Below are 17,613 nucleotides of genomic sequence, written 5' to 3'. Positions count from 1 at the left end.
CCTATAAACGCAGCTCAGGGTGCGGAGGCCTATTGGCCGAGGGCGCCGGCTCCCCTTGTCAACCGGACGGCTGATCTCTGCCTACCCCCAGGAGCGCGCTCCTGGAATGAGATGACCAATGCACTTGATCAACCCACCGTCGCCCCACGGGCGGCGGCCGGTTGCCTCCTCCGCCCGTCCGGCGCTTCGGCGCTGTACGGGCGGGGTCGAGGGGAGCCGGAGTCCTTCCTGCTTCACCCCCAACACAGTGCAGCCCCCGGCGCGGGAACGCCGGGGGCTGCTGTTCGGGCCCCGTTCCTCCTCAGAAGGAGCAAGACCCATGAAGTCCATCGCTGCACTTCAGAGCATCGTTACCCCGTGGTCCGACGGTCTGGAGCCGTCGGACGCGGAGCTGGACGCGATCGAGTTCGAGTTGCCGCTGATCCTGGCGGACGTCGACCTCCTCGACGCGGAGATCGCCGTACTCGACCGGGCGCCGTCCGAGCTGGACGAGCAGCGGATCCGCCGGGCCCGCCGGCGCATGCTCGCGGTCCGCCGGGACCTGACCAACCGGGCCGTCGCCGCGGTGAACATGACGGGCGGTGCCGCATGACGCACAGCGCCCGCATCGCGACCGGCTACCACGGCACCTGGGAGGTGTACGTGGTCACCGACAGCCCCGCCCCGAAGGACTGGCCGGGCCACGACTTCGCCCGCACCTCCCCGGTCCCCACCCTCGCCGAGCGCACCACGGCCCTCGCCGCCCTCGGATACGAGGTCGTTGAGGGAGCGCAGTGGGAGTGGCACGAGCTGGCCGACGACGACACCGACCCGGTCCGCTTCCTCGGCTCGGTCGACGTCCACCGGATCCCTCCAGGGGAGGACCGGTGACGGGGCGGGAGCCGCTGGAGCAGATCGCAGCCCTTGCGGGGATGCTGTCGAAGCTGACGCGGGTCCTGGTGGCTGTCGCGTTCGTGGCGCTGGTGTTCACCGCGTCGAACGTGACGATGTTCGCGATCGACCACCACGTGTCCCCATGGATCGCGTGGATGCTCGACCCGATGGTGGCCGTCGCGCTCGGAGCGGTCCTCATCTTCGACGGCCGGCTCTCCGAGTACGGGCTCACCTCCTCCGGCTGGGCCGCCGTACTGCGCTGGTTCGCCGGCCTGGGCACCTGGGTCATGAACTGCTGGACCTCCCTCTGGCCCGAGGGAACGGCATTCGGTTTCCCCCGCGCGGTCGACCCGGCCGGGCTCGTCCTCCACTCCATCCCCCCGGTCCTCCTGATCGTTCTCGCCGAAGCGATCAGCCACTACCGGCACGCGATCCTCGCGAAAATCGCCCACCTCCAGACCCTGGTGGACGCCGGAGAGAACGAGGTGGACGCGTACCCCGTCCACCAGACCTCCACCCCGCCCCCGGCGCCCACACCCGCAGTCGCTCCGGCTGCCACAACGGACGTACGGCGTCGGGTGGAACCGCTGGTCATCTGCGGTGAGGGCCTGGTGTTCCACCCGTCCTTCCCCCGCACGTCCACCCCGGTCCACCAGGTGGAGCGGGAACCCGTCCGGCTGTCCGCCGATGAGGCCGCGAACGTGATCCGCGCGTGCTGGGTGCAGGGCAAGAGCCTCCCCGAAGCGGCCCGGCTTTCCACCCGGTCCACCTCCTACGTCCACAAGCTCTACCAGCGCCTCAACGAGGACCGCACCGCCCTCCCCGCAGGGGTGAGCTGATGTCCACCCTCCCCGTCTACACCTGGCGCCTGGCCCCCGACGGCCTGGCCACTCGAAGGCAGTTGCGGGCCGCCGGCCTGCGCCCTGGCGGACAGGACGTCGTCGCGCAGGTGGAGCGGCCCCGCGATGAGCGTGAGCCGCTGGTCGCCTACCTCTACCGGATAGAGCTGGCCCGCCCGGTCCGCCCGATGACGCCGGCCAAGGCCGCTGCTCTGGCGAAGGCGAACGCGGCCCGCCGGACCTGCCCTGCCTGCTCGCGTGATGCCGGGTACGTCATCCCGGCATCGCTCGGCATGTGCGTCCCCTGCGCGTACCCGGATGACGAACAGTGCGCCGCCTGACCCTCGACCTGATCAGGAGACTCCCGTGACCACGCCCAGCGCACAGACCACCACCCCCGCCCCGGCCGCCCAGGGCACGCACTTCTGGGTCATGACCCTGGAGCTGCCTGGCCTGGCGGCGATGACGAAGAACGGCACCTACACCCCGCCCGCGGGGACGACCCGCTACGACGCCTACCAGGCGATCCGGCAGTACGTCACCGCCGAGCACCCGGAGATGGCCCGCGCGAACACCATGTTCTTCGCGCTGGAGCCGAACCAGTTCTGACCTGCACGTACAGGCAGGGCCCGGCCGTTGCTGTAGGAGGCGGGCGGCCGGGCCCTCTTCTCCCGAGGGAGCACGTTCAGCATGACCGAAACGACCGTCGAACCGCAGGCCCCACCCCAAGAATCCACCCCCACCCCGGCCCCGGCAGAGCCCACCGCTACCGCCAAGGCCAAGGAGGTGGAGCACACCCCGGGCGGTTTCCCCGTGGGGCCGCTGTCCCTGACCGGGACGAACACCGCCGCCGGACTGCTGGCCACCGCGGCTCTGGCCGGTGGCCCGATCGCCGCTGCGATCGCTATGACCGGCGCCGCTGTCCTGGGTACCGCCGCCGCCCACCAGCGCAGCAAGGACCGCAAGAAGAAGCCCGCGGCCAAGCCCGCCCCGGCCACCAAACGGACCGCCGGTGGAAGCAAGGGCCGCGGCACCATGGGCCTGATCCCCTCCCAGCCCCGCACCAGCCCCCGTACCGGTGGGGGATCCGGATCCCGACGGATCAGTGGCGGGCAGGCCCGGCACCGCGCGGCCGCCGCGTCCGGTGTCCGGTCGGCTGGCCGGTCCGGTGCCTCGAGCAATGCGGGTAAGCCGTCGGCCCGTCAGCGGGTCGGGGAGGCTGCTGGTCGTCTGGCCGGTGGCCGGGCCGGGCAGGTCCGCGACCTGCGCTCCCAGGCCAAGACGCAGGCGCCGACTCGATCCGCGGCCCGCACGGCTGCAGTTCAGGCCCGCCGGCAGGTCGCAGACACCCGGCGGGCCACGAAAGCCGCCGGGCGCGCTGCCTCCGCCGGTACGAAGGCGCGTGGTCCGGCTGCCCGCACCCTCGCCAAGTCCATGGGCAAGGCCGCCGCCGTCCGCGACACGGCCGTTGGTGCTGTCCGCTCCTTGCGGGACCGCAGCGCGGGCCGGGCGGTCGCCAACGGCCGGGCCGGCGTTCACGAGAAGGCGTTCCGCAACCGCGTCAAGCAGCTCGCCGCACCCTCCCGCAAGGCGACGCGGAAGGCTCTGCGCATGTCCGCGGCCCGCTTCCACGCCCGCCGGGCGATGGCCGGCATGCTCGGCGCGCTGCTGGGCGCCGTCGGCCTGTTGACCACACCGCTTGGCCGGAAGCTCGGCTGGGCCTGGCTCCAGAATCCCGGGCGCCGCCTCTACCAGCGTCTCTTGGCCCGTGCAGAGGACGAACGCCACGAGCGTGACCTCGGCATTGCCGCGCAGCACGACGCGGACATGGAGGAGGTCCTGGCCCAGGCCAGGACCGAGCAGGAGGCCGAAGGCGACCTCCTCGGTGACCGCGCCGCCCGTCCCACCACGCACGTTCCCGCACCTCCCGTCAGCCAAGGAGCAGCTGTGAGCAACGCATCCGGGTTCAGGTTCGAAGAGCTCGCCGCCGAGATGGAGCAGGCGGCCCAGGCCTACGAGCCCGAGAACGCCATGGAGATCCTCGCGATGATCGAGGGTCTCCCCGAGGCCCTGACCTCGATCGCGAACGTCATGCAGATCCTCGCGGAGCGCTCCGACACCGAGTTCCCGCTGGAGAAGGAAGTCGCGGACGGCTTCGCCGACATCTACGGCGCGATCAACTCCGCCGTCGCCGTGGCCGAGGACCTGGGTCCGGCGTTCCGCAAGGCCCATGAGGCCGACATCGCCCGCCACGAGGACCCCCGCAACGGCCCCGAGGCCGAGAAGGGCTGGAACGTCTGATGACCACCACCAACACCATCACCCACAACGGGCTCGCCCTGGACTGGGCCGCCGGCCACGGCCCCATCACCGGCGCCCTGTCCGCCACCACCGGCGCCTACGCCGTCGCCACCGTCGGCACCCTCGCCCACATGCCCCCGTCCTGGGCGCTGGCCGTCGGTACGGTCGGGGCGATCGGGCACACCGCTTCGGGGCTGCGGCAGAAGCTCGCGGCTCGCACGATCGGCGCGCGGGCCGCTTCCTGGCTGCTGGGATCCGGCTGGACTACGTGGGCGCTGGCCACTGGCCCCCTGAACTGGACCGCGCTGGGCTCCCTCGCCGTGATCGGCGTCGGCATGGGGGCGGCGGCCCGCTCGGTCGGCTTCTACGAGGAAGCCCGCGAGCTCGAAGCCATCGCCGCCGCTGAACGGCAGGTCGCCCGCGAACTGTCCGCGGACCGGCGGGCCATCGCAGCCGAGTGGGTCGACCGTGTCCAGCGGGTCTGCGGGATCACCCTGCGGATCGTGGCCGTGGAGATGTGGCCGACGAACACCGGCTTCACGATCGACGCCGAACTCCCCGCGGGCGGCACCACCTACGACCGGATCGCCCGCGAGAACGCCCGCCTGTCGGCGGATGCCCGGCTCCCGCACGGCTGCACCGCCGCCGCATCCCCGGGCATTGACCAGGGGCGCGTCCTGATCGACGTGACGACGGTCAACGTCCTTGCGGCGGAAGTCCCCTACCCGTCCGACTACAGCGCTCTGTCGATCCACACCGGCATTCCGTGGGGGTACCGCACCAACGCGGAGGAGATCCTCACCTACCTGCGCGAGCAGTGCGCGCTGGTCGTCGGTCCGACCGGATCCGGTAAGACGAACATGGTCCACGTCATCCTGGCCGGGTTCGCCCGGGCCGACGACATCCTGACCTGGGTCATCGACCTCAACGCCGGATCGGCCGGCCTGCCCTGGATCCGGCCCGCCATGGACGGCTCCGGCCAGGGCCAGCCGGTGCGGCCCGGGATCGACTGGCTCGCCGCCAGCCACGAGGAAGCCCACCTGATGCTGGACGCGGCCCTGCGCGTCGGCAACTACCGCAAGCGCGCCTACCAGGACCTCATGGCCAAGGCCAACACCGACCTCCTGCCCATCAGCCACGAGATCCCGCAGATCATGCTCCTGATCGACGAGGGCGCGGAGATCCTGATCAGCCGGGATCCGGAAACCCGCAAGCTCGCCAAGAAGATCCTCGAAGTGATCCGGATGCTCCGCGCCATGGGCATCCGCACCGTCCTCACCGCGCTGGGAGCCACCGGGGCGGTCCTGGGGGACATGATGATCCGCCGCGAAGCCAAGACCCGCGTCGCGCTGACCGGCGGGGCGACCGAGGGCATGGACCTGTCCAAGCTGTTCCCCGGCGGGACCGGCTTGCGGATCGAGCAGGCACCCCACAAGGGCACCGGATTCATGGGCACCCCCGAATCGCCCGCCGCCCTCTTCGGGACCTGGCGGATCCTCCCCAACCAGATCGGTGACATCGTCCACGCCACCTCGGAACGGCACCCGTACCTGGACGCCGTCTCCGCCAAGGCCGCGGGCCCGGACTATGCCCGCCGCTGGGACACCGCTCGCACCGCATGGATCACCGAACACCAGCACACCGCCCCCGACCCCGACGCCAGCACACCGGGCACCGCACCGACGGGCCGGACGGGTACGGGTCTGAACCTGTCCGCTCACCGCGAGCAGGCCCCGGCCGCCCCGGAGACGAGCGACATGGACGCGGAGTTCGAGCGGCTCATGTCCGTCGAGTTCGCCCCCGACCCCAAGTCCGAACCCGAGCAGGAGCAGGAGCAGGAGCAGCCGCGGCGGCCGGGGCTGAACCTGTCCGCGCACCGGGGCGAGGGCGGCCGGGACACCGGGCCGGGATGGCTTCCGGAAGCCGTCACCGCGATCTACGCGGCCGGGACCGAGGGCATGAAGCCGGCGGCCGTCGCGGACCTCGTCGGCAAGGACCGCAAGACCGTCCGCGCCGCCCTGCGGGCCGCCGCCGAGCGGGGCGAGCTGGTCTACCGGGACAACGGACCGCACTCCGTTTACGTCCACCCCGACCACGCCTGAACCGTTCACAGACAGCTACCGGGTACTGGGTAGTGGGGCACACCCCACTACCCAGTAGAACACCCCACTAGCGCCCCCACAGGCCCCCAACAGGCCCTTTCTACTGGGGACCCCACTACCCACTACCCAGTAGCCGCACCCCACTAGAACCACGCAGAGCGACCACCCACAGCGGGCGGCCCCACCACCTAGGGGCCGCCCGCACCGCGTCCAGGAGCCTGCAATGCCCTATGAGCCCACGATCCAGAGCACCACCCCCGCCACCCGCTACGGCGATCCCATCGTCTACCCGACCGCGATCCACCAGCCCGCCATGCTGCCCACCGAACTCCTCCCGGGAGTCGAGATGGTTACCCTCCCCAGCGGCTACCGGACCCTCGCCTACACCCAGCCCCAGCCCCTCGCCCCGGCCGCGCAGCCGGTCCCGGCGTGGGCCAAGACCACCGCCCTCCTCGCCCCGACCGTCGGCGGCGGGATCGCCGCCGCCGGGTTCGGGATCTCCTACGCCGCCCCGGGACTGATCGCCATGACCGAAGCACTCTGGGCCGCCATCGCCCTCATTGCCGCCGGCGTCATCGCCCCGATGGTCCTCCGCGCCGGGCGCGGGTCGAGCGGTCGGGGTGCGGCGCCCGTGCAGCACGTCACCCAGAACATCAGCGCGTCCGGCATGTTCGGCCGCGCCACCGGCACCCTCAACAACCGTTGAAAGGCCCGTCCATGAAGCAGGTCCAGCCCCAGCCGCTCTCGGAGCGGATCTCCGACGCGCTCGCCCTCCTCGCGGGCAAGCGCATCATCCGCTGCCCCCACCCCGGCTGCCTCATCAGCGTCCGGTACAGCACCGTCACCCCCGACGAGGCCAAGCGCCTCATCGACTTCGCCACCGACCACACCCACCACTGACACGACGAGAGCGGCCCCCCACTCACGCCAATGAAGCGGGGCCGCTCTCTTCCAGCTCTCACTGGAGGAATCCAGCATGACCCATCAACCCGCATCCGCGCTGCTGACGGCCGCGCTCGATGCCGCCGCCCTCGGCTGGAGCGTCTTCCCGCTCCGCCCCGGACAGAAGCGGCCAGCCCTCCACGGCGAAGAGCACTGCCCCGCCCTGGGGGACTGCGCCGGAGGCCACCGCAAATGGGAGGACCGAGCCACGAGCGACCCGGACCGCATCCGGCGCGCGTGGGACCGCCTCCCGTTCAACGTCGGCATCGCCACCGGCCCCTCCCACCTCGTCGTCGTGGACCTCGACGTCCCTAAGGGCAAGGGGAGTTCTGACGCGCCTGGCGGCGCGGACACCCTCAAGGCGCTCTGCGAGCGCGCCGGACAGGCCGTCCCGGCCACGCTTTCAGTGCGGACTCCCACCGGCGGTGCCCACCTGTACTTCACGGCCCCGGACGGGATCCGGCTGGGGAACACGGCGGGCCGTTTGGGCAGGCTCATCGATACCCGGGCCTGGGGCGGCTACGTCGTTGCCCCCGGCAGCACCACGGCGGCCGGACTGTACGAGGTCACCGATCCGGTAGCTCCGGCGCCGTTCCCCGCGTGGCTGTACGGGCTGCTGGCACCCAGGCAGGCCCTGCGCCAGCTCACCGGCCGCCCTGCCACCCAGCGGACTGGCAGGTACGCGGCCGCCGCACTGAACGCCGAGACGGCGTCGGTGGAGTCGGCCCCGGCCGGGGAGCGCAACGGGACCTTGCTCCGGGCCGCGCGAGCCCTGGGACGGTTCATCGCCGCGGGCGACCTCGACCGCGCGGTGGTGGAGGAGGCTCTTCAGTGGGCGGGGGAGTCGGCCGGCCTGCCGTCTGCCGAGTGCCGCAACACGATCCGCTCCGGTCTGAACTGGTCCATCGCCCGCAACGCGATGAGGCGGACGGCATGAGCGCCCACCCCCGCTCCTCCCTGAAGAGCCTCACCCAGCCCCCCACCGGCCCCGGCATCGCCGAACCGACCCCGGCCAACGGCGGCAGTGGGGCGCTGAAAGTCGTCGCCGAAGGCGTCCCTTCATCCCTTCGCCCTGACCCGCACCCGGCAGCCGACGGCCGCTACATCGTCGCCGTCCTGCACATCTGCGCCCCGCGCGGCGCCGTACCCACCGCGACCTCGAAGTGCGAGTGCGGGCACAACCGCTCCGCCGTCGGACAGCGGCAGGTCCTCGCGCTCATCCAGCTCCACACCAACCACCGCACCGCGTGCCCGCTGGGCCGCACCGCCACCCACCGGAGGAAGGCCGCATGACCGTCGACACCACCACCGCCCCCGCGCCCACGCAGGCCCCCACCGACGGCGCCGTACTGCTGGACGCGGTGGAAGCCTTCCACCGCCGCTTCAACGTCTTCCCCACCGAAGCCGCCTACGTCGCCGTCACCCTGTGGGACGCCCACGCGCACCTGCTCGACTGCTTCGACTCCACCCCGCGCCTCGCCTTCCTCTCCCCGGAACCCGGGTCCGGCAAGTCCCGCGCGCTGGAGATCGTAGAAACCCTGGTCCCTCAGCCGCTGGTCGCCGCGAACGCGTCCGCACCGGTCCTCTTCCGCGCCGTCTCCACCCTGGACACCCGCCCCACGATCCTCTTCGACGAGGTCGACACCATCTTCGGACCCAAGGCCGGAGACAACGAGCCGCTCCGCGGCTTCATGAACGCAGGCCACCACCGGGGCGCCGGCATGTGGCGCTGCGTCGGGGACGGCACGAACCAGACGGTGCAGGAGTTCCCTTCGTTCTGTGTGGTGGCCATGGCCGGACTCGGCTCGCTGCCGGACACGATCCTGACCCGGTCGGTCATCATCCGGATGCGCCGCCGGGCCCGCAACGAGCACGTGCAGCCGTTCCGCCGCCGCCTCCACGCCCCCGAAGGCCACGCCCTGCGCGACCGCCTCGCCGTCTGGGCCGACAGCGTCCGCCACCTCGTCGACGGGGTGTTCCCCGAGATGCCGGACGAGGTCACCGACCGGCCCGCCGACGTGTGGGAGCCGCTTATCGCCGTCGCGGACGCGGCCGGGGGCGAGTGGCCGGCGCGGGCCCGTACCGCGTGCGCGGAGATCGTGGCCGCGTCCAAGGTGGACGACAAGGGCAGTATCGGGATCCGGCTGCTCACGGACCTGCGTGACCACGTCCTGAACGGGATCGAGCGCCTGCCCACCGTCGCCGTTCTGGACCGCCTGTATGCGCTGGAGGAGGCGCCGTGGGCGGACATGGGCGGCAAGCCGCTGACCTCCCGGAGCCTCGCGAAGATGCTCGGCGAGTACATGACCGGGGCCAACAAGCCGATCGAGCCCCGCAACATCAAGGGCGGCGGCGCGGTCCTCAAGGGCTACTACGCCGCCGACCTCGCGGACGCGTGGGCGAGGTACTGCCCGCCCCCCACCCCCTGAGAATCCGCTACTTCCGCTACCGCCGCTACCTCGCAGGTCAGACGGCATAAGGAGGTAGCGGGAGGCTCAAAATCATCCGCTACCCCAACAGCAACACCCGCTACCGGCCCGGCCCTCAACGGCCGGGCCGGTCGCGCATCTATCCGCTACCGCTACCCAATCCGCTACCCCAAACAGGCCCCTGACCAGGGCGGTAGCGGAGGTAGCGGCAGTAGCGGATTTCTAGGAGCAGGGCTTAGCGGCCCATCCCAACCAGGAGGCAAGACGCGTGAGCAGCACCGCCCGCATGCGGCACCTGTCGTCCGCACCGAGTCAGACGGCGCTTCTGGAAGACCAGTACCTCAGCGTGAAGGAGGCTGCGGAGCACCTGGGGATGAAGGATGAGCGGTTCGTCCGGCGGCTCGTCGCCGAACGACGCATCACCTACAGCAAGTTCGGCACGCACGTCCGCATCGCGGTGAGCGTGCTTGAGGAGTACATGCGCGCGAGCGTCGTTCCGGCGGTTCCCGTCCGCCGGCGGATGCGGAGGGCTGCCTGATGGCTGCCAAGCGCACGAAGAAGACCAAGGCTAAGCGTCGGTTCGGTGCGGTCCGGCAGTACCGCTCCGGGTATTGGACCGCGTCCTACCTCGACCCCGCGGGGGAGAGGAGGCGGGCGCCGGAGACCTTTGAGACCAAGACCGCCGCCGAGGTGTGGCTCTCGCAGGTAGAGGCGGACATGACCCGGGGCGACTGGCGGGACCCGGACGCCGGAGCGGTCAACTTCGAGGAGTACGCCACGAAGTGGGTTGCCGAACGCGGAGTCGGACTCCTCACGAGGGAGTTGTACGAGCGGCTGCTGCGTCTGCACCTGGTGCCGTTCCTGGGGCACTGGGACCTTGACCAGCTCACCCCGCCCCGCATTCGAGAGTGGCGAGCACACCGACTCGACGCGACGAACGCGCCGACCACGGTCGCCAAGTCGTACCGCCTCCTGAAGGCGATCCTCGGGACCGCGGCTGACGATGAGCTGATCCGGCGGAACCCGTGCCGGATCAAGGGAGCGGGAAAGGAGGCCGCTCCTGAGCGGGAGATCGCGACGGTGGAGCAGGTGGACGCGCTGGCCGAAGCGATCGGTATTCGGTGGAGGCTGATGGTCTACCTCGGCGCCTACGGCCCGATGCGTCCTGAGGAGCAGGCAGAGCTGCGACGGAAGGACGTGGACCTCGACGCCATGACGATCCGCGTCCGGAAGGCGGCCCCGGAGCTGAACACCGGGAAGCGGGCCGAAGGTCCCACCAAGTCCGAGGCAGGTAAGCGGATCGTCGTTCTGCCCGAGTTCCTGCGGGAAGACCTGCGCCGGCACGTCGCGTGGTACGCGGAGAAGGGCCCGGAGGGTCTCCTCTTCGTGGGGGAGAAGGGGGCGCCGTTCAGGCGTACGACCTTCGGGCGGAAGTGGGCCAAGGCGCGGGTGAAGGTCGGCATGCCGAAGTCGTTCAGGTTCTACGACCTTCGTCACACGGGGCACACCCTCTCGACACGATCCGGGGCCACGCTCAGGGACACGATGGTTCGCGCGGGTCAGTCGTCCGAGAAGGCGGCGCTGATCTACCAACACTCGGACCACGAGCGTCAGAAGGAGGTGGCCGGCGGGCTGGACGGGATGGTGCGGGCCGCCCGGCAGAAGGCCGCCGAGCAGGCCGTACAGGAGTCAAATGGTGCGCAAGTGGTGCGGGACTCCTGAATAGGTCTAGACAACGAAGAAGGCCCAGGTCGCTAACCTGGGCCTTCTTGCAAGAGCGGATGACGGGAATCGAACCCGCGCTATAAGCTTGGGAAGCTCATGTTCTACCATTAAACTACATCCGCGCAGTGATCCAGTTGCCTGGAGCGCTATCGTTTCTCACCCTACCCCATGATCGACCCCTGGTGAATTCGCCCCGGGAGTGGTGCCGCGTGCGGGACGTACGGAGGGTCGTGGGGGCGGGAGTTGGGGCGTACCTTGTGTGTGCGGAGCGGCGGCTGGAGTGGGTCTTGTTCATCCCCTAATGTGGCGATTCATCGCAGTACGGCTGGTTGGGGAAAGGGACTCGATGGAGCACACCGTCGTCCGTTGTGCCGAAGGGCACGTGTTCAGCACCGCTTCGTTCCCGCTGCAGCACCTCGGTGCCGGTCGGATCGGGCCGGGTCGGCTGCTGCGGTGTCCGCGCTGTGCGCGGCTGCGGCATGCCGTGCCCGTGGGAGCGGCGCCGAAGCGGTAGACACCGGCGCGCGGGGACCGCCTCGATTGGGGCGGCCCGCGCGCTCTGCGTATCCTCGGGACGTGCTTCTCTCTGATAAAGACATCCGGGCCGAGATCGACAGCGGACGGGTTCGCATCGACCCGTTCGACGAGTCGATGGTGCAGCCCTCCAGCATCGATGTACGTCTCGACCGGTTCTTCCGGGTCTTCGAGAATCACCGCTACGCCCACATCGACCCCGCCACCGAGCAGAGCGATCTGACCCGGATGGTCGAGCCGGACGGTGACGAGGCGTTCATCCTGCACCCGGGGGAGTTCGTACTCGCGTCGACCTACGAGGTCATCTCGCTGCCCGACGACATCGCCTCCAGACTGGAGGGGAAGTCCAGTCTCGGCCGGCTGGGACTGGTGACCCATTCGACCGCCGGGTTCATCGACCCGGGGTTCTCCGGGCACGTGACGCTGGAGCTGTCGAACCTCGCCACACTGCCGATCAAGCTCTGGCCGGGTATGAAGATCGGGCAGCTGTGTCTGTTCCGGCTCAGCTCGCCCGCGGAGTTCCCGTACGGGAGCGAGCGGTACGGATCGCGGTACCAGGGCCAGCGCGGCCCGACGGCCTCGCGGTCCTTCCAGAACTTCCACCGGACCCAGGTGAGGCACGAGGCATGAGTGACGGAGTGAGTGACGGCGTGCGCGAGAACCTCGACTACGCGGGATTCGGCCGGGCCGTGCGCGAGCTGGCGCAGACCATCGCCGACGACGGCTACGAGCCCGACATCATCCTGAGCATCGCCCGGGGCGGCGTCTTCGTCGCGGGCGGTCTGGCGTACGCGCTCGACTGCAAGAACATCCACCTGGTGAACGTGGAGTTCTACACCGGGGTCGGGACCACCCTGGAGATGCCGGTCATGCTGGCGCCCGTGCCCGAGGCGATCGACTTCACCGACAAGAAGGTGCTGATCGCCGACGACGTCGCCGACACCGGCAAGACGCTCAAGCTGGTGCACGACTTCTGCCTCGGGCACGTCGCCGAGGTCCGGTCCGCCGTGATCTACGAGAAGTCCCACTCGCTCGTGAAGTGCGAGTACGTGTGGAAGAAGACCGACGAGTGGGTCAACTTCCCCTGGTCGGTCGAACCCCCCGTCGTGAAGCGCGAGGGACAGGTCCTCGACGCCTGACGCCCGCCCGCCACTGAACGTGACAGAGGGGCCCGCCGCGCGGTGCGCGGCGGGCCCCTCTGTGTGCGTGTGCGTGCGCTAGATCGTGCCCAGCTTGATGATCGACAGCAGCGCGATCAGCTGGATGGCCGACGCGCCCAGGGCCTTCGGCCACGGCAGGTCGTGCGATTTGCTGATGAGGGAGGTGAAGAGCGCGCCCGCCGCCACCCAGGTGGCCCAGCCCAGGATCTGGACGAGCATGTTGTCGCCGCCCAGGAACATGGCGAACAGCAGGCGCGGTACGTCCGTCAGGCTCATGACCAGCATCGACAGGCCCACCGTGGGCTGCCACGATCCGTCTCCGCCCAGCTGGCGGGCCAGCGTGTGGGTGACGGCGCCGAGGACCAGGCCGCAGATCACGAAGGCCACGCCCGCCGAGAGCACGATGGGGAAGGCGTTGGGGAGGGTGGCGTTGATGACGTCGTTGCGGGTGTCGTCGAGGCCGAAGACCGCGAGCAGTCCGTAGAGGAAGGTCACGATCAGCGCCGGCCCCCAGACGGCGTAGTCGCGCATCTGCAGGAAGGTCGGGCCCGGGCGCGTCACGATGCCCCGGAGCAGTTCCTTCCACGGCAGCCGCGGACCGGTGGGGGCGGCGGCCTGGGCCGCGCCCGCCTGGTAGGTCCCGCCCTGGGTGTACGCGTACGGGTCCTCGCCGATGGAGAAGGCCTGGGTGTAGCCCGGCGAGTCGCTCGGTCCGCCGGCTCCCCGGCCCGGACCCGGGCTGGGGGGATGGCCGTAGCCGTATCCCTGGCCCTGGCCGGAGTTGCCGCCGTGCGGGTCGAAGTATTCGGGCTCGCCGTGGCCCCCGGGAGCGGCCTGCTGGGGCCACTGCTGGGGTGCGTAGGGCTGCTGGCCGTACGGTGCGGGCGCCTGGGGCGCCTGCTGCTGACCGTACGGCTGCTGCCGCGGGGGTTGTTGCGGGGTGCGGTTGTTGTCCCGGCCGCGTCCGATCCTGAATCCAGCCACGTGATCGAAAGTACCCGCTCCGGGGCGGCCGGGTGGCCGGGCCGGGGGAAGAAGCCCCCTTTGCGGCTGAGCTGTGACATCCCCTAGGGGGTACCTGGAGGGCCTTCTCAGGGTGGACCGGGGCGGGTTACGCGGCTGCGCGACAGTCTGCGGATGCCTGTTACATCTCCGACGGAATACGGACATACCGGCTCCGTAGCTTCGTTGACGTAGCCACCGCCACGCAGCACGAACGACACGAGAAGAGCCCCGTCATGCGCAGACCGCACCGTCGCACCAGCCTCCGTACCGCCGCCGTCGTGGCCGGTGCGGCCGCCGTCCTCGCCCTTCCGGTGGGGTCCGCCTTCGCGGATACCCCGGCCGTACCGGACCCGCAGGTCCTGCCCGGCGTCGAGCAGCCGTCCGTGGACCCGCAGCAGCCGCAGGTGGACCCGAGCGTCCCGCCGACCACGCCGCCGACCACGCCGCCGACCACGCCGCCCGTGAAGCCCTCGGTCCGGGACTACGTCACCACCGTGAAGCTGGCCGACGGATCGGTCGCCAGGGTCTACACGTTCGGCGACGGCCACTTCGAGGCCGTCATCTTCGCCGGTGACCGCAAGCTGGACACTCTGGTCAGCATGGGCGGCGCGCCGGCCTACGGCCAGAACAACGGTCTGCACGTCGTCCTCCAGCCGAACGGCACCGTCACGTCGTGGGTGGAGGGCGCGACGAAGCCCGTCGAGAAGCCGAAGCCCGTGGAGAAGCCGAAGCCGGTGGAGAAGAAGGAGAACTCCGTTCAGGTCGCCATGCCCGACGGGCGCAACGCGCGCCTGATCGACGGCCCGAACGGCAAGCGCGTCGAGCTGTCGATGCCGAACGGGAACCTCCTCGGAACGATGGACCTGAAGCACCCGACCGCGACGAACGACGGCTGGACGTACAAGCTCGTCCAGGACGGGAAGCGCGTGAAGTTCGTCGTCATCGACGGCAAGAGCGGTGGCAACAGCTGGGTCTACGACTTCGGCAGCGGCAAGCTGATCGAGAAGTACGAGGTCGCCAAGGACGCCAAGGGCGGGGAGAAGGACGCCACGGTCGCCAAGCCGGTCGAGAAGAAGGCGGCCGACCGGGTCGTGCCGAAGGGCGGCGTGAAGGCGGGGGCCGAGGGTGTGGCCCCGGTGTCGGCGCAGAGCGACGGGCAGACCCCGCTGCTGCTCGCCGCCGGCGGGGGCATGGCCGCGGTGGGCGCCGCGGGCCTCGGTTTCGCGATGCTGCGCCGCAGCCGGTCCGCCGGCCGGTCCTGACCTGCGGACCCCGTACCCCGTACCCCGAACGCCGGAACGGCCCGCCCCCCACGGGGGACGGGCCGTTCCGGCGTTCAGTACCGCGCGGGCTACTTCGCCTCGGCGTCGGCCCCGGCGTCGGTCACCGGCTGCGCCGGGCCCTCCGCCTTCGGCTCGGGCGCCTCGGCCGCGGCGTCGGCCTGCCGCTCCGCCACCGGCTCGGCGACGGGCTCCGGCTCGGCGACCGGCTCCGGCGTCTTCACCGAGTCCAGCAGCAGCTGCGCCACGTCCACCACCGTGACGTGTTCCTTCGCCTGGCCGTCGTTCTTCTTGCCGTTCACCGAGTCGGTGAGCATGACGAGGCAGAAGGGGCAGGCGGTGGAGACGATGTCCGGGTTCAGGGACAGGGCCTCCTCGACGCGCTCGTTGTTGATGCGCTTGCCGATCCGCTCCTCCATCCACATCCGCGCGCCACCCGCGCCACAGCAGAAGCCCCGCTCCTTGTGGCGGTGCATCTCCTGCTGGCGCAGGCCCGGCACGGCCGACATGATCTCGCGCGGCGGCGTGTAGACCTTGTTGTGCCGGCCCAGGTAGCACGGGTCGTGGTACGTGATCAGCCCGTCGACCGGAGTCACCGGCGTGAGCCGGCCCTCGTCGATCAGGTGCTGGAGCAGCTGCGTGTGGTGGATGACGTCGTACTCGCCGCCGAGCTGCGGGTACTCGTTCGCGATGGTGTTGAAGCAGTGCGGGCAGGTGGAGACGATCCGCTTCGCCGACTTCGGCTTCTTGGTCCCCGGGTCTTCGTCCTCCTCGCCGAACGCCATGTTCAGCATCGCGACGTTCTCCTGCGCGAGCTGCTGGAAGAGCGGCTCGTTGCCCAGGCGGCGCGGGGAGTCGCCCGTGCACTTCTCGTCGCCGCCCATGATCGCGAACTTGACGCCCGCGATGTTCAGCAGCTCGGCGAAGGCCTTCGTGGTCTTCTTCGCCCGGTCCTCCAGGGCGCCCGCGCAGCCGACCCAGTACAGGTAGTCGAACTCGGAGAGGTCCTCCGCGTCCTTGCCGATGATCGGGACCTCGAAGTCCACCTCCTTGGTCCACTCGACGCGCTGCTTCTTCGCGAGGCCCCAGGGGTTGCCCTTCTTCTCCAGGTTCTTGAGCATCGTGCCCGCCTCGGACGGGAACGCGCTCTCGATCATCACCTGGTAGCGCCGCATGTCGACGATGTGGTCGATGTGCTCGATGTCCACCGGGCACTGCTCGACGCACGCGCCACAGCTCGTGCAGGACCACAGGACGTCGGGGTCGATGACCCCGTTCTCCTCGGCCGTGCCGATCAGCGGGCGCTCCGCCTCGGCCAGCGCGGCCGCGGGCACGTTCGCGAGCTGCTCCGGCGTCGCCTTCTCGTTGCCCTCCATGTCCTTGCCGCCACCGGCCAGCAGGTACGGGGCCTTGGCGTGCGCGTGGTCGCGCAGCGACATGATCAGGAGCTTGGGGGAGAGCGGCTTGCCCGTGTTCCAGGCCGGGCACTGCGACTGGCAGCGGCCGCACTCCGTACACGTGGAGAAGTCGAGGATGCCCTTCCACGAGAACTGCTCGACCTGCGAGACGCCGAAGACGTCGTCCTCGCCCGGGTCTTCGAAGTCGATGACCTTGCCACCGCTGGTCATGGGCTGGAGCGCGCCCAGCGCGACCGCGCCGTCGGCGTTGCGCTTGAACCAGATGTTCGGGAAGCCGAGGAAGCGGTGCCAGGCCACACCCATGTTGGTGTTCAGCGAGACGACGATCATCCAGATCAGCGAGGTGCCGATCTTGATCATCGCGGTGAAGTAGATGGCGTTCTGCAGCGCGCCGAGCGACATGCCCTTGAAGGCCAGCACCAGCGGGTACGAGACGAAGTACGCCGGCTCGTACGAGTCCACGTGGTGGATCGCGCCTTCGAGGCCGCGCAGGCACAGGATCGCGAGGCCGATGGTCAGGATGATGTACTCGACGAAGTACGCCTGCCAGGCCTTCGAGCCCGCGAAGCGCGACTTGCGGCCGGCCCGCGAGGGCAGCGACGCGAGGCGGATCCCCATCAGGACGAGGATGCCGACGACGGTCATCAGGCCGATGAACTCGATGTAGAGCTCGAACGGCAGGAAGCCGCCGATGATCGGCAGCACCCAGTCCGCCTGGAAGAGCTGGCCGTACGCCTGCACCAACGTCGGCGGCAGCGTCAGGAAGCCGATCGCGACGAACCAGTGCGCGAAGCCGACGAGGCCCCAGCGGTTCATCCGGCTGTGGCCGAGGAACTCCCGGGCAAGGGTGAGCGTTCGGGACTTCGGGTCGTCCGTACGGCTGCCGGCCGGTACGGGCTGTCCGAGCTTCACGAAGCGGTAGATCTGCGCCACGGCTCGGGCGAGCAGCGCGACGCCGACCACGGTCAGGACCAGCGACACGATGATCGCGGCGAGTTGCATGGG

General features: G+C 70.3%; 19 protein-coding genes and 1 tRNA gene. 17 read left to right on the top strand and 3 right to left on the bottom strand.

What is annotated here, in order from left to right; all coding sequences use genetic code 11:
- Positions 1–319 precede the first annotated feature (319 nt).
- The 14 genes from AC6CKD_RS35355 to AC6CKD_RS35290 all read left to right on the top strand — a co-directional run bounded on the left by AC6CKD_RS35355 (position 320) and on the right by AC6CKD_RS35290 (position 11,208).
- Entirely contained in the window at positions 320–592 is a 273-nt protein-coding gene (locus AC6CKD_RS35355) for a DUF6284 family protein (protein ID WP_498333138.1), read from the top strand.
- Positions 589–870 (top strand): DUF6303 family protein, encoded by a 282-nt coding sequence (locus tag AC6CKD_RS35350; RefSeq protein ID WP_498333137.1) that lies wholly within the window; start codon positions 589–591, stop codon positions 868–870. The genes AC6CKD_RS35355 and AC6CKD_RS35350 overlap by 4 nt, the downstream gene beginning before the upstream one ends.
- Entirely contained in the window at positions 867–1,712 is an 846-nt protein-coding gene (locus AC6CKD_RS35345) for a hypothetical protein (protein ID WP_498333136.1), read from the top strand. The genes AC6CKD_RS35350 and AC6CKD_RS35345 overlap by 4 nt, the downstream gene beginning before the upstream one ends.
- Entirely contained in the window at positions 1,712–2,053 is a 342-nt protein-coding gene (locus AC6CKD_RS35340; protein WP_498333134.1) for an RRQRL motif-containing zinc-binding protein, read from the top strand. Before AC6CKD_RS35345 ends, AC6CKD_RS35340 begins: the two co-directional genes overlap by 1 nt.
- Before the next feature lie 25 nt (positions 2,054–2,078).
- Positions 2,079–2,321 carry a hypothetical protein gene (locus AC6CKD_RS35335; RefSeq protein WP_498333132.1) on the top strand — a complete coding sequence of 81 codons (243 nt, stop codon included), beginning with the start codon at positions 2,079–2,081 and terminating at the stop codon, positions 2,319–2,321.
- A gap of 81 nt (positions 2,322–2,402) precedes the next feature.
- Positions 2,403–4,013 carry a hypothetical protein gene (locus AC6CKD_RS35330; RefSeq protein ID WP_498333131.1) on the top strand — a complete coding sequence of 537 codons (1,611 nt, stop codon included), beginning with the start codon at positions 2,403–2,405 and terminating at the stop codon, positions 4,011–4,013.
- Positions 4,013–6,115 carry a hypothetical protein gene (locus AC6CKD_RS35325; protein ID WP_498333129.1) on the top strand — a complete coding sequence of 701 codons (2,103 nt, stop codon included), beginning with the start codon at positions 4,013–4,015 and terminating at the stop codon, positions 6,113–6,115. Before AC6CKD_RS35330 ends, AC6CKD_RS35325 begins: the two co-directional genes overlap by 1 nt.
- Before the next feature lie 223 nt (positions 6,116–6,338).
- A complete protein-coding gene (locus tag AC6CKD_RS35320) occupies positions 6,339–6,821 on the top strand; it encodes a hypothetical protein (protein WP_498333128.1) in 483 nt (160 codons plus the stop codon).
- 11 nt (positions 6,822–6,832) lie between these two features.
- A complete protein-coding gene (locus AC6CKD_RS35315; protein ID WP_498333126.1) occupies positions 6,833–7,015 on the top strand; it encodes a hypothetical protein in 183 nt (60 codons plus the stop codon).
- Positions 7,016–7,091: 76 nt separating this feature from the next.
- A complete protein-coding gene (locus tag AC6CKD_RS35310) occupies positions 7,092–7,994 on the top strand; it encodes a bifunctional DNA primase/polymerase (protein WP_498333124.1) in 903 nt (300 codons plus the stop codon).
- Entirely contained in the window at positions 7,991–8,350 is a 360-nt protein-coding gene (locus AC6CKD_RS35305) for a hypothetical protein (protein ID WP_498333123.1), read from the top strand. Before AC6CKD_RS35310 ends, AC6CKD_RS35305 begins: the two co-directional genes overlap by 4 nt.
- Positions 8,347–9,486, top strand: a complete 1,140-nt coding sequence (locus AC6CKD_RS35300) for a DUF3631 domain-containing protein (RefSeq protein WP_498333121.1) — start codon at positions 8,347–8,349, stop codon at positions 9,484–9,486. Before AC6CKD_RS35305 ends, AC6CKD_RS35300 begins: the two co-directional genes overlap by 4 nt.
- Before the next feature lie 268 nt (positions 9,487–9,754).
- Positions 9,755–10,024, top strand: coding sequence for a helix-turn-helix domain-containing protein (locus AC6CKD_RS35295; protein ID WP_498333118.1), 270 nt, complete (start codon positions 9,755–9,757; stop codon positions 10,022–10,024).
- Positions 10,024–11,208 carry a tyrosine-type recombinase/integrase gene (locus tag AC6CKD_RS35290; protein ID WP_498333114.1) on the top strand — a complete coding sequence of 395 codons (1,185 nt, stop codon included), beginning with the start codon at positions 10,024–10,026 and terminating at the stop codon, positions 11,206–11,208. The genes AC6CKD_RS35295 and AC6CKD_RS35290 overlap by 1 nt, the downstream gene beginning before the upstream one ends.
- 54 nt (positions 11,209–11,262) lie before the next feature.
- On the opposite strand, the gene AC6CKD_RS35285 is transcribed toward AC6CKD_RS35290, so the two are convergent.
- Positions 11,263–11,333: transfer RNA gene (locus AC6CKD_RS35285), tRNA-Gly, on the bottom strand.
- Between the two features lie 454 nt (positions 11,334–11,787).
- Between AC6CKD_RS35285 and dcd the strand changes: the two genes are divergently transcribed.
- Both dcd and AC6CKD_RS35275 read left to right on the top strand, forming a co-directional pair.
- Positions 11,788–12,375, top strand: a complete 588-nt coding sequence (gene dcd / locus AC6CKD_RS35280; RefSeq protein WP_053675430.1) for a dCTP deaminase — start codon at positions 11,788–11,790, stop codon at positions 12,373–12,375.
- Entirely contained in the window at positions 12,372–12,884 is a 513-nt protein-coding gene (locus AC6CKD_RS35275) for a phosphoribosyltransferase (protein WP_498333112.1), read from the top strand. The genes dcd and AC6CKD_RS35275 overlap by 4 nt, the downstream gene beginning before the upstream one ends.
- Before the next feature lie 78 nt (positions 12,885–12,962).
- On the opposite strand, the gene AC6CKD_RS35270 is transcribed toward AC6CKD_RS35275, so the two are convergent.
- Positions 12,963–13,889: a Yip1 family protein gene (locus AC6CKD_RS35270; protein WP_498333110.1), complete on the bottom strand. Its 927-nt coding sequence runs from the start codon at positions 13,887–13,889 to the stop codon at positions 12,963–12,965.
- Positions 13,890–14,143: 254 nt separating this feature from the next.
- On the opposite strand from AC6CKD_RS35270, the gene AC6CKD_RS35265 reads away from it, so the two are divergent.
- Positions 14,144–15,172: a hypothetical protein gene (locus AC6CKD_RS35265; protein ID WP_498333108.1), complete on the top strand. Its 1,029-nt coding sequence runs from the start codon at positions 14,144–14,146 to the stop codon at positions 15,170–15,172.
- 89 nt (positions 15,173–15,261) lie between these two features.
- Here the strand turns inward: AC6CKD_RS35265 and AC6CKD_RS35260 are convergent, their stop codons facing one another.
- Positions 15,262–17,610 (bottom strand): (Fe-S)-binding protein, encoded by a 2,349-nt coding sequence (locus AC6CKD_RS35260; protein WP_498333107.1) that lies wholly within the window; start codon positions 17,608–17,610, stop codon positions 15,262–15,264.
- Positions 17,611–17,613 lie beyond the last annotated feature (3 nt).

It is taken from the genome of Streptomyces sp. GQ60, from assembly GCF_059758875.1.
This window is presented reverse-complemented; position numbering and strand designations above follow the sequence as displayed.

Coding starts and splice junctions, on each gene's coding strand:
- AC6CKD_RS35355 (WP_498333138.1), top strand. CDS start 320: ATGAAGTCCATCGCTGCACTTCAGAGCATCGTTACCCCGTGGTCCGAC.
- AC6CKD_RS35350 (WP_498333137.1), top strand. CDS start 589: ATGACGCACAGCGCCCGCATCGCGACCGGCTACCACGGCACCTGGGAG.
- AC6CKD_RS35340 (WP_498333134.1), top strand. CDS start 1,712: ATGTCCACCCTCCCCGTCTACACCTGGCGCCTGGCCCCCGACGGCCTG.
- AC6CKD_RS35330 (WP_498333131.1), top strand. CDS start 2,403: ATGACCGAAACGACCGTCGAACCGCAGGCCCCACCCCAAGAATCCACC.
- AC6CKD_RS35325 (WP_498333129.1), top strand. CDS start 4,013: ATGACCACCACCAACACCATCACCCACAACGGGCTCGCCCTGGACTGG.
- AC6CKD_RS35320 (WP_498333128.1), top strand. CDS start 6,339: ATGCCCTATGAGCCCACGATCCAGAGCACCACCCCCGCCACCCGCTAC.
- AC6CKD_RS35315 (WP_498333126.1), top strand. CDS start 6,833: ATGAAGCAGGTCCAGCCCCAGCCGCTCTCGGAGCGGATCTCCGACGCG.
- AC6CKD_RS35310 (WP_498333124.1), top strand. CDS start 7,092: ATGACCCATCAACCCGCATCCGCGCTGCTGACGGCCGCGCTCGATGCC.
- AC6CKD_RS35305 (WP_498333123.1), top strand. CDS start 7,991: ATGAGCGCCCACCCCCGCTCCTCCCTGAAGAGCCTCACCCAGCCCCCC.
- AC6CKD_RS35300 (WP_498333121.1), top strand. CDS start 8,347: ATGACCGTCGACACCACCACCGCCCCCGCGCCCACGCAGGCCCCCACC.
- AC6CKD_RS35290 (WP_498333114.1), top strand. CDS start 10,024: ATGGCTGCCAAGCGCACGAAGAAGACCAAGGCTAAGCGTCGGTTCGGT.
- AC6CKD_RS35275 (WP_498333112.1), top strand. CDS start 12,372: ATGAGTGACGGAGTGAGTGACGGCGTGCGCGAGAACCTCGACTACGCG.
- AC6CKD_RS35265 (WP_498333108.1), top strand. CDS start 14,144: ATGCGCAGACCGCACCGTCGCACCAGCCTCCGTACCGCCGCCGTCGTG.
- AC6CKD_RS35260 (WP_498333107.1), bottom strand. CDS start 17,610: ATGCAACTCGCCGCGATCATCGTGTCGCTGGTCCTGACCGTGGTCGGC.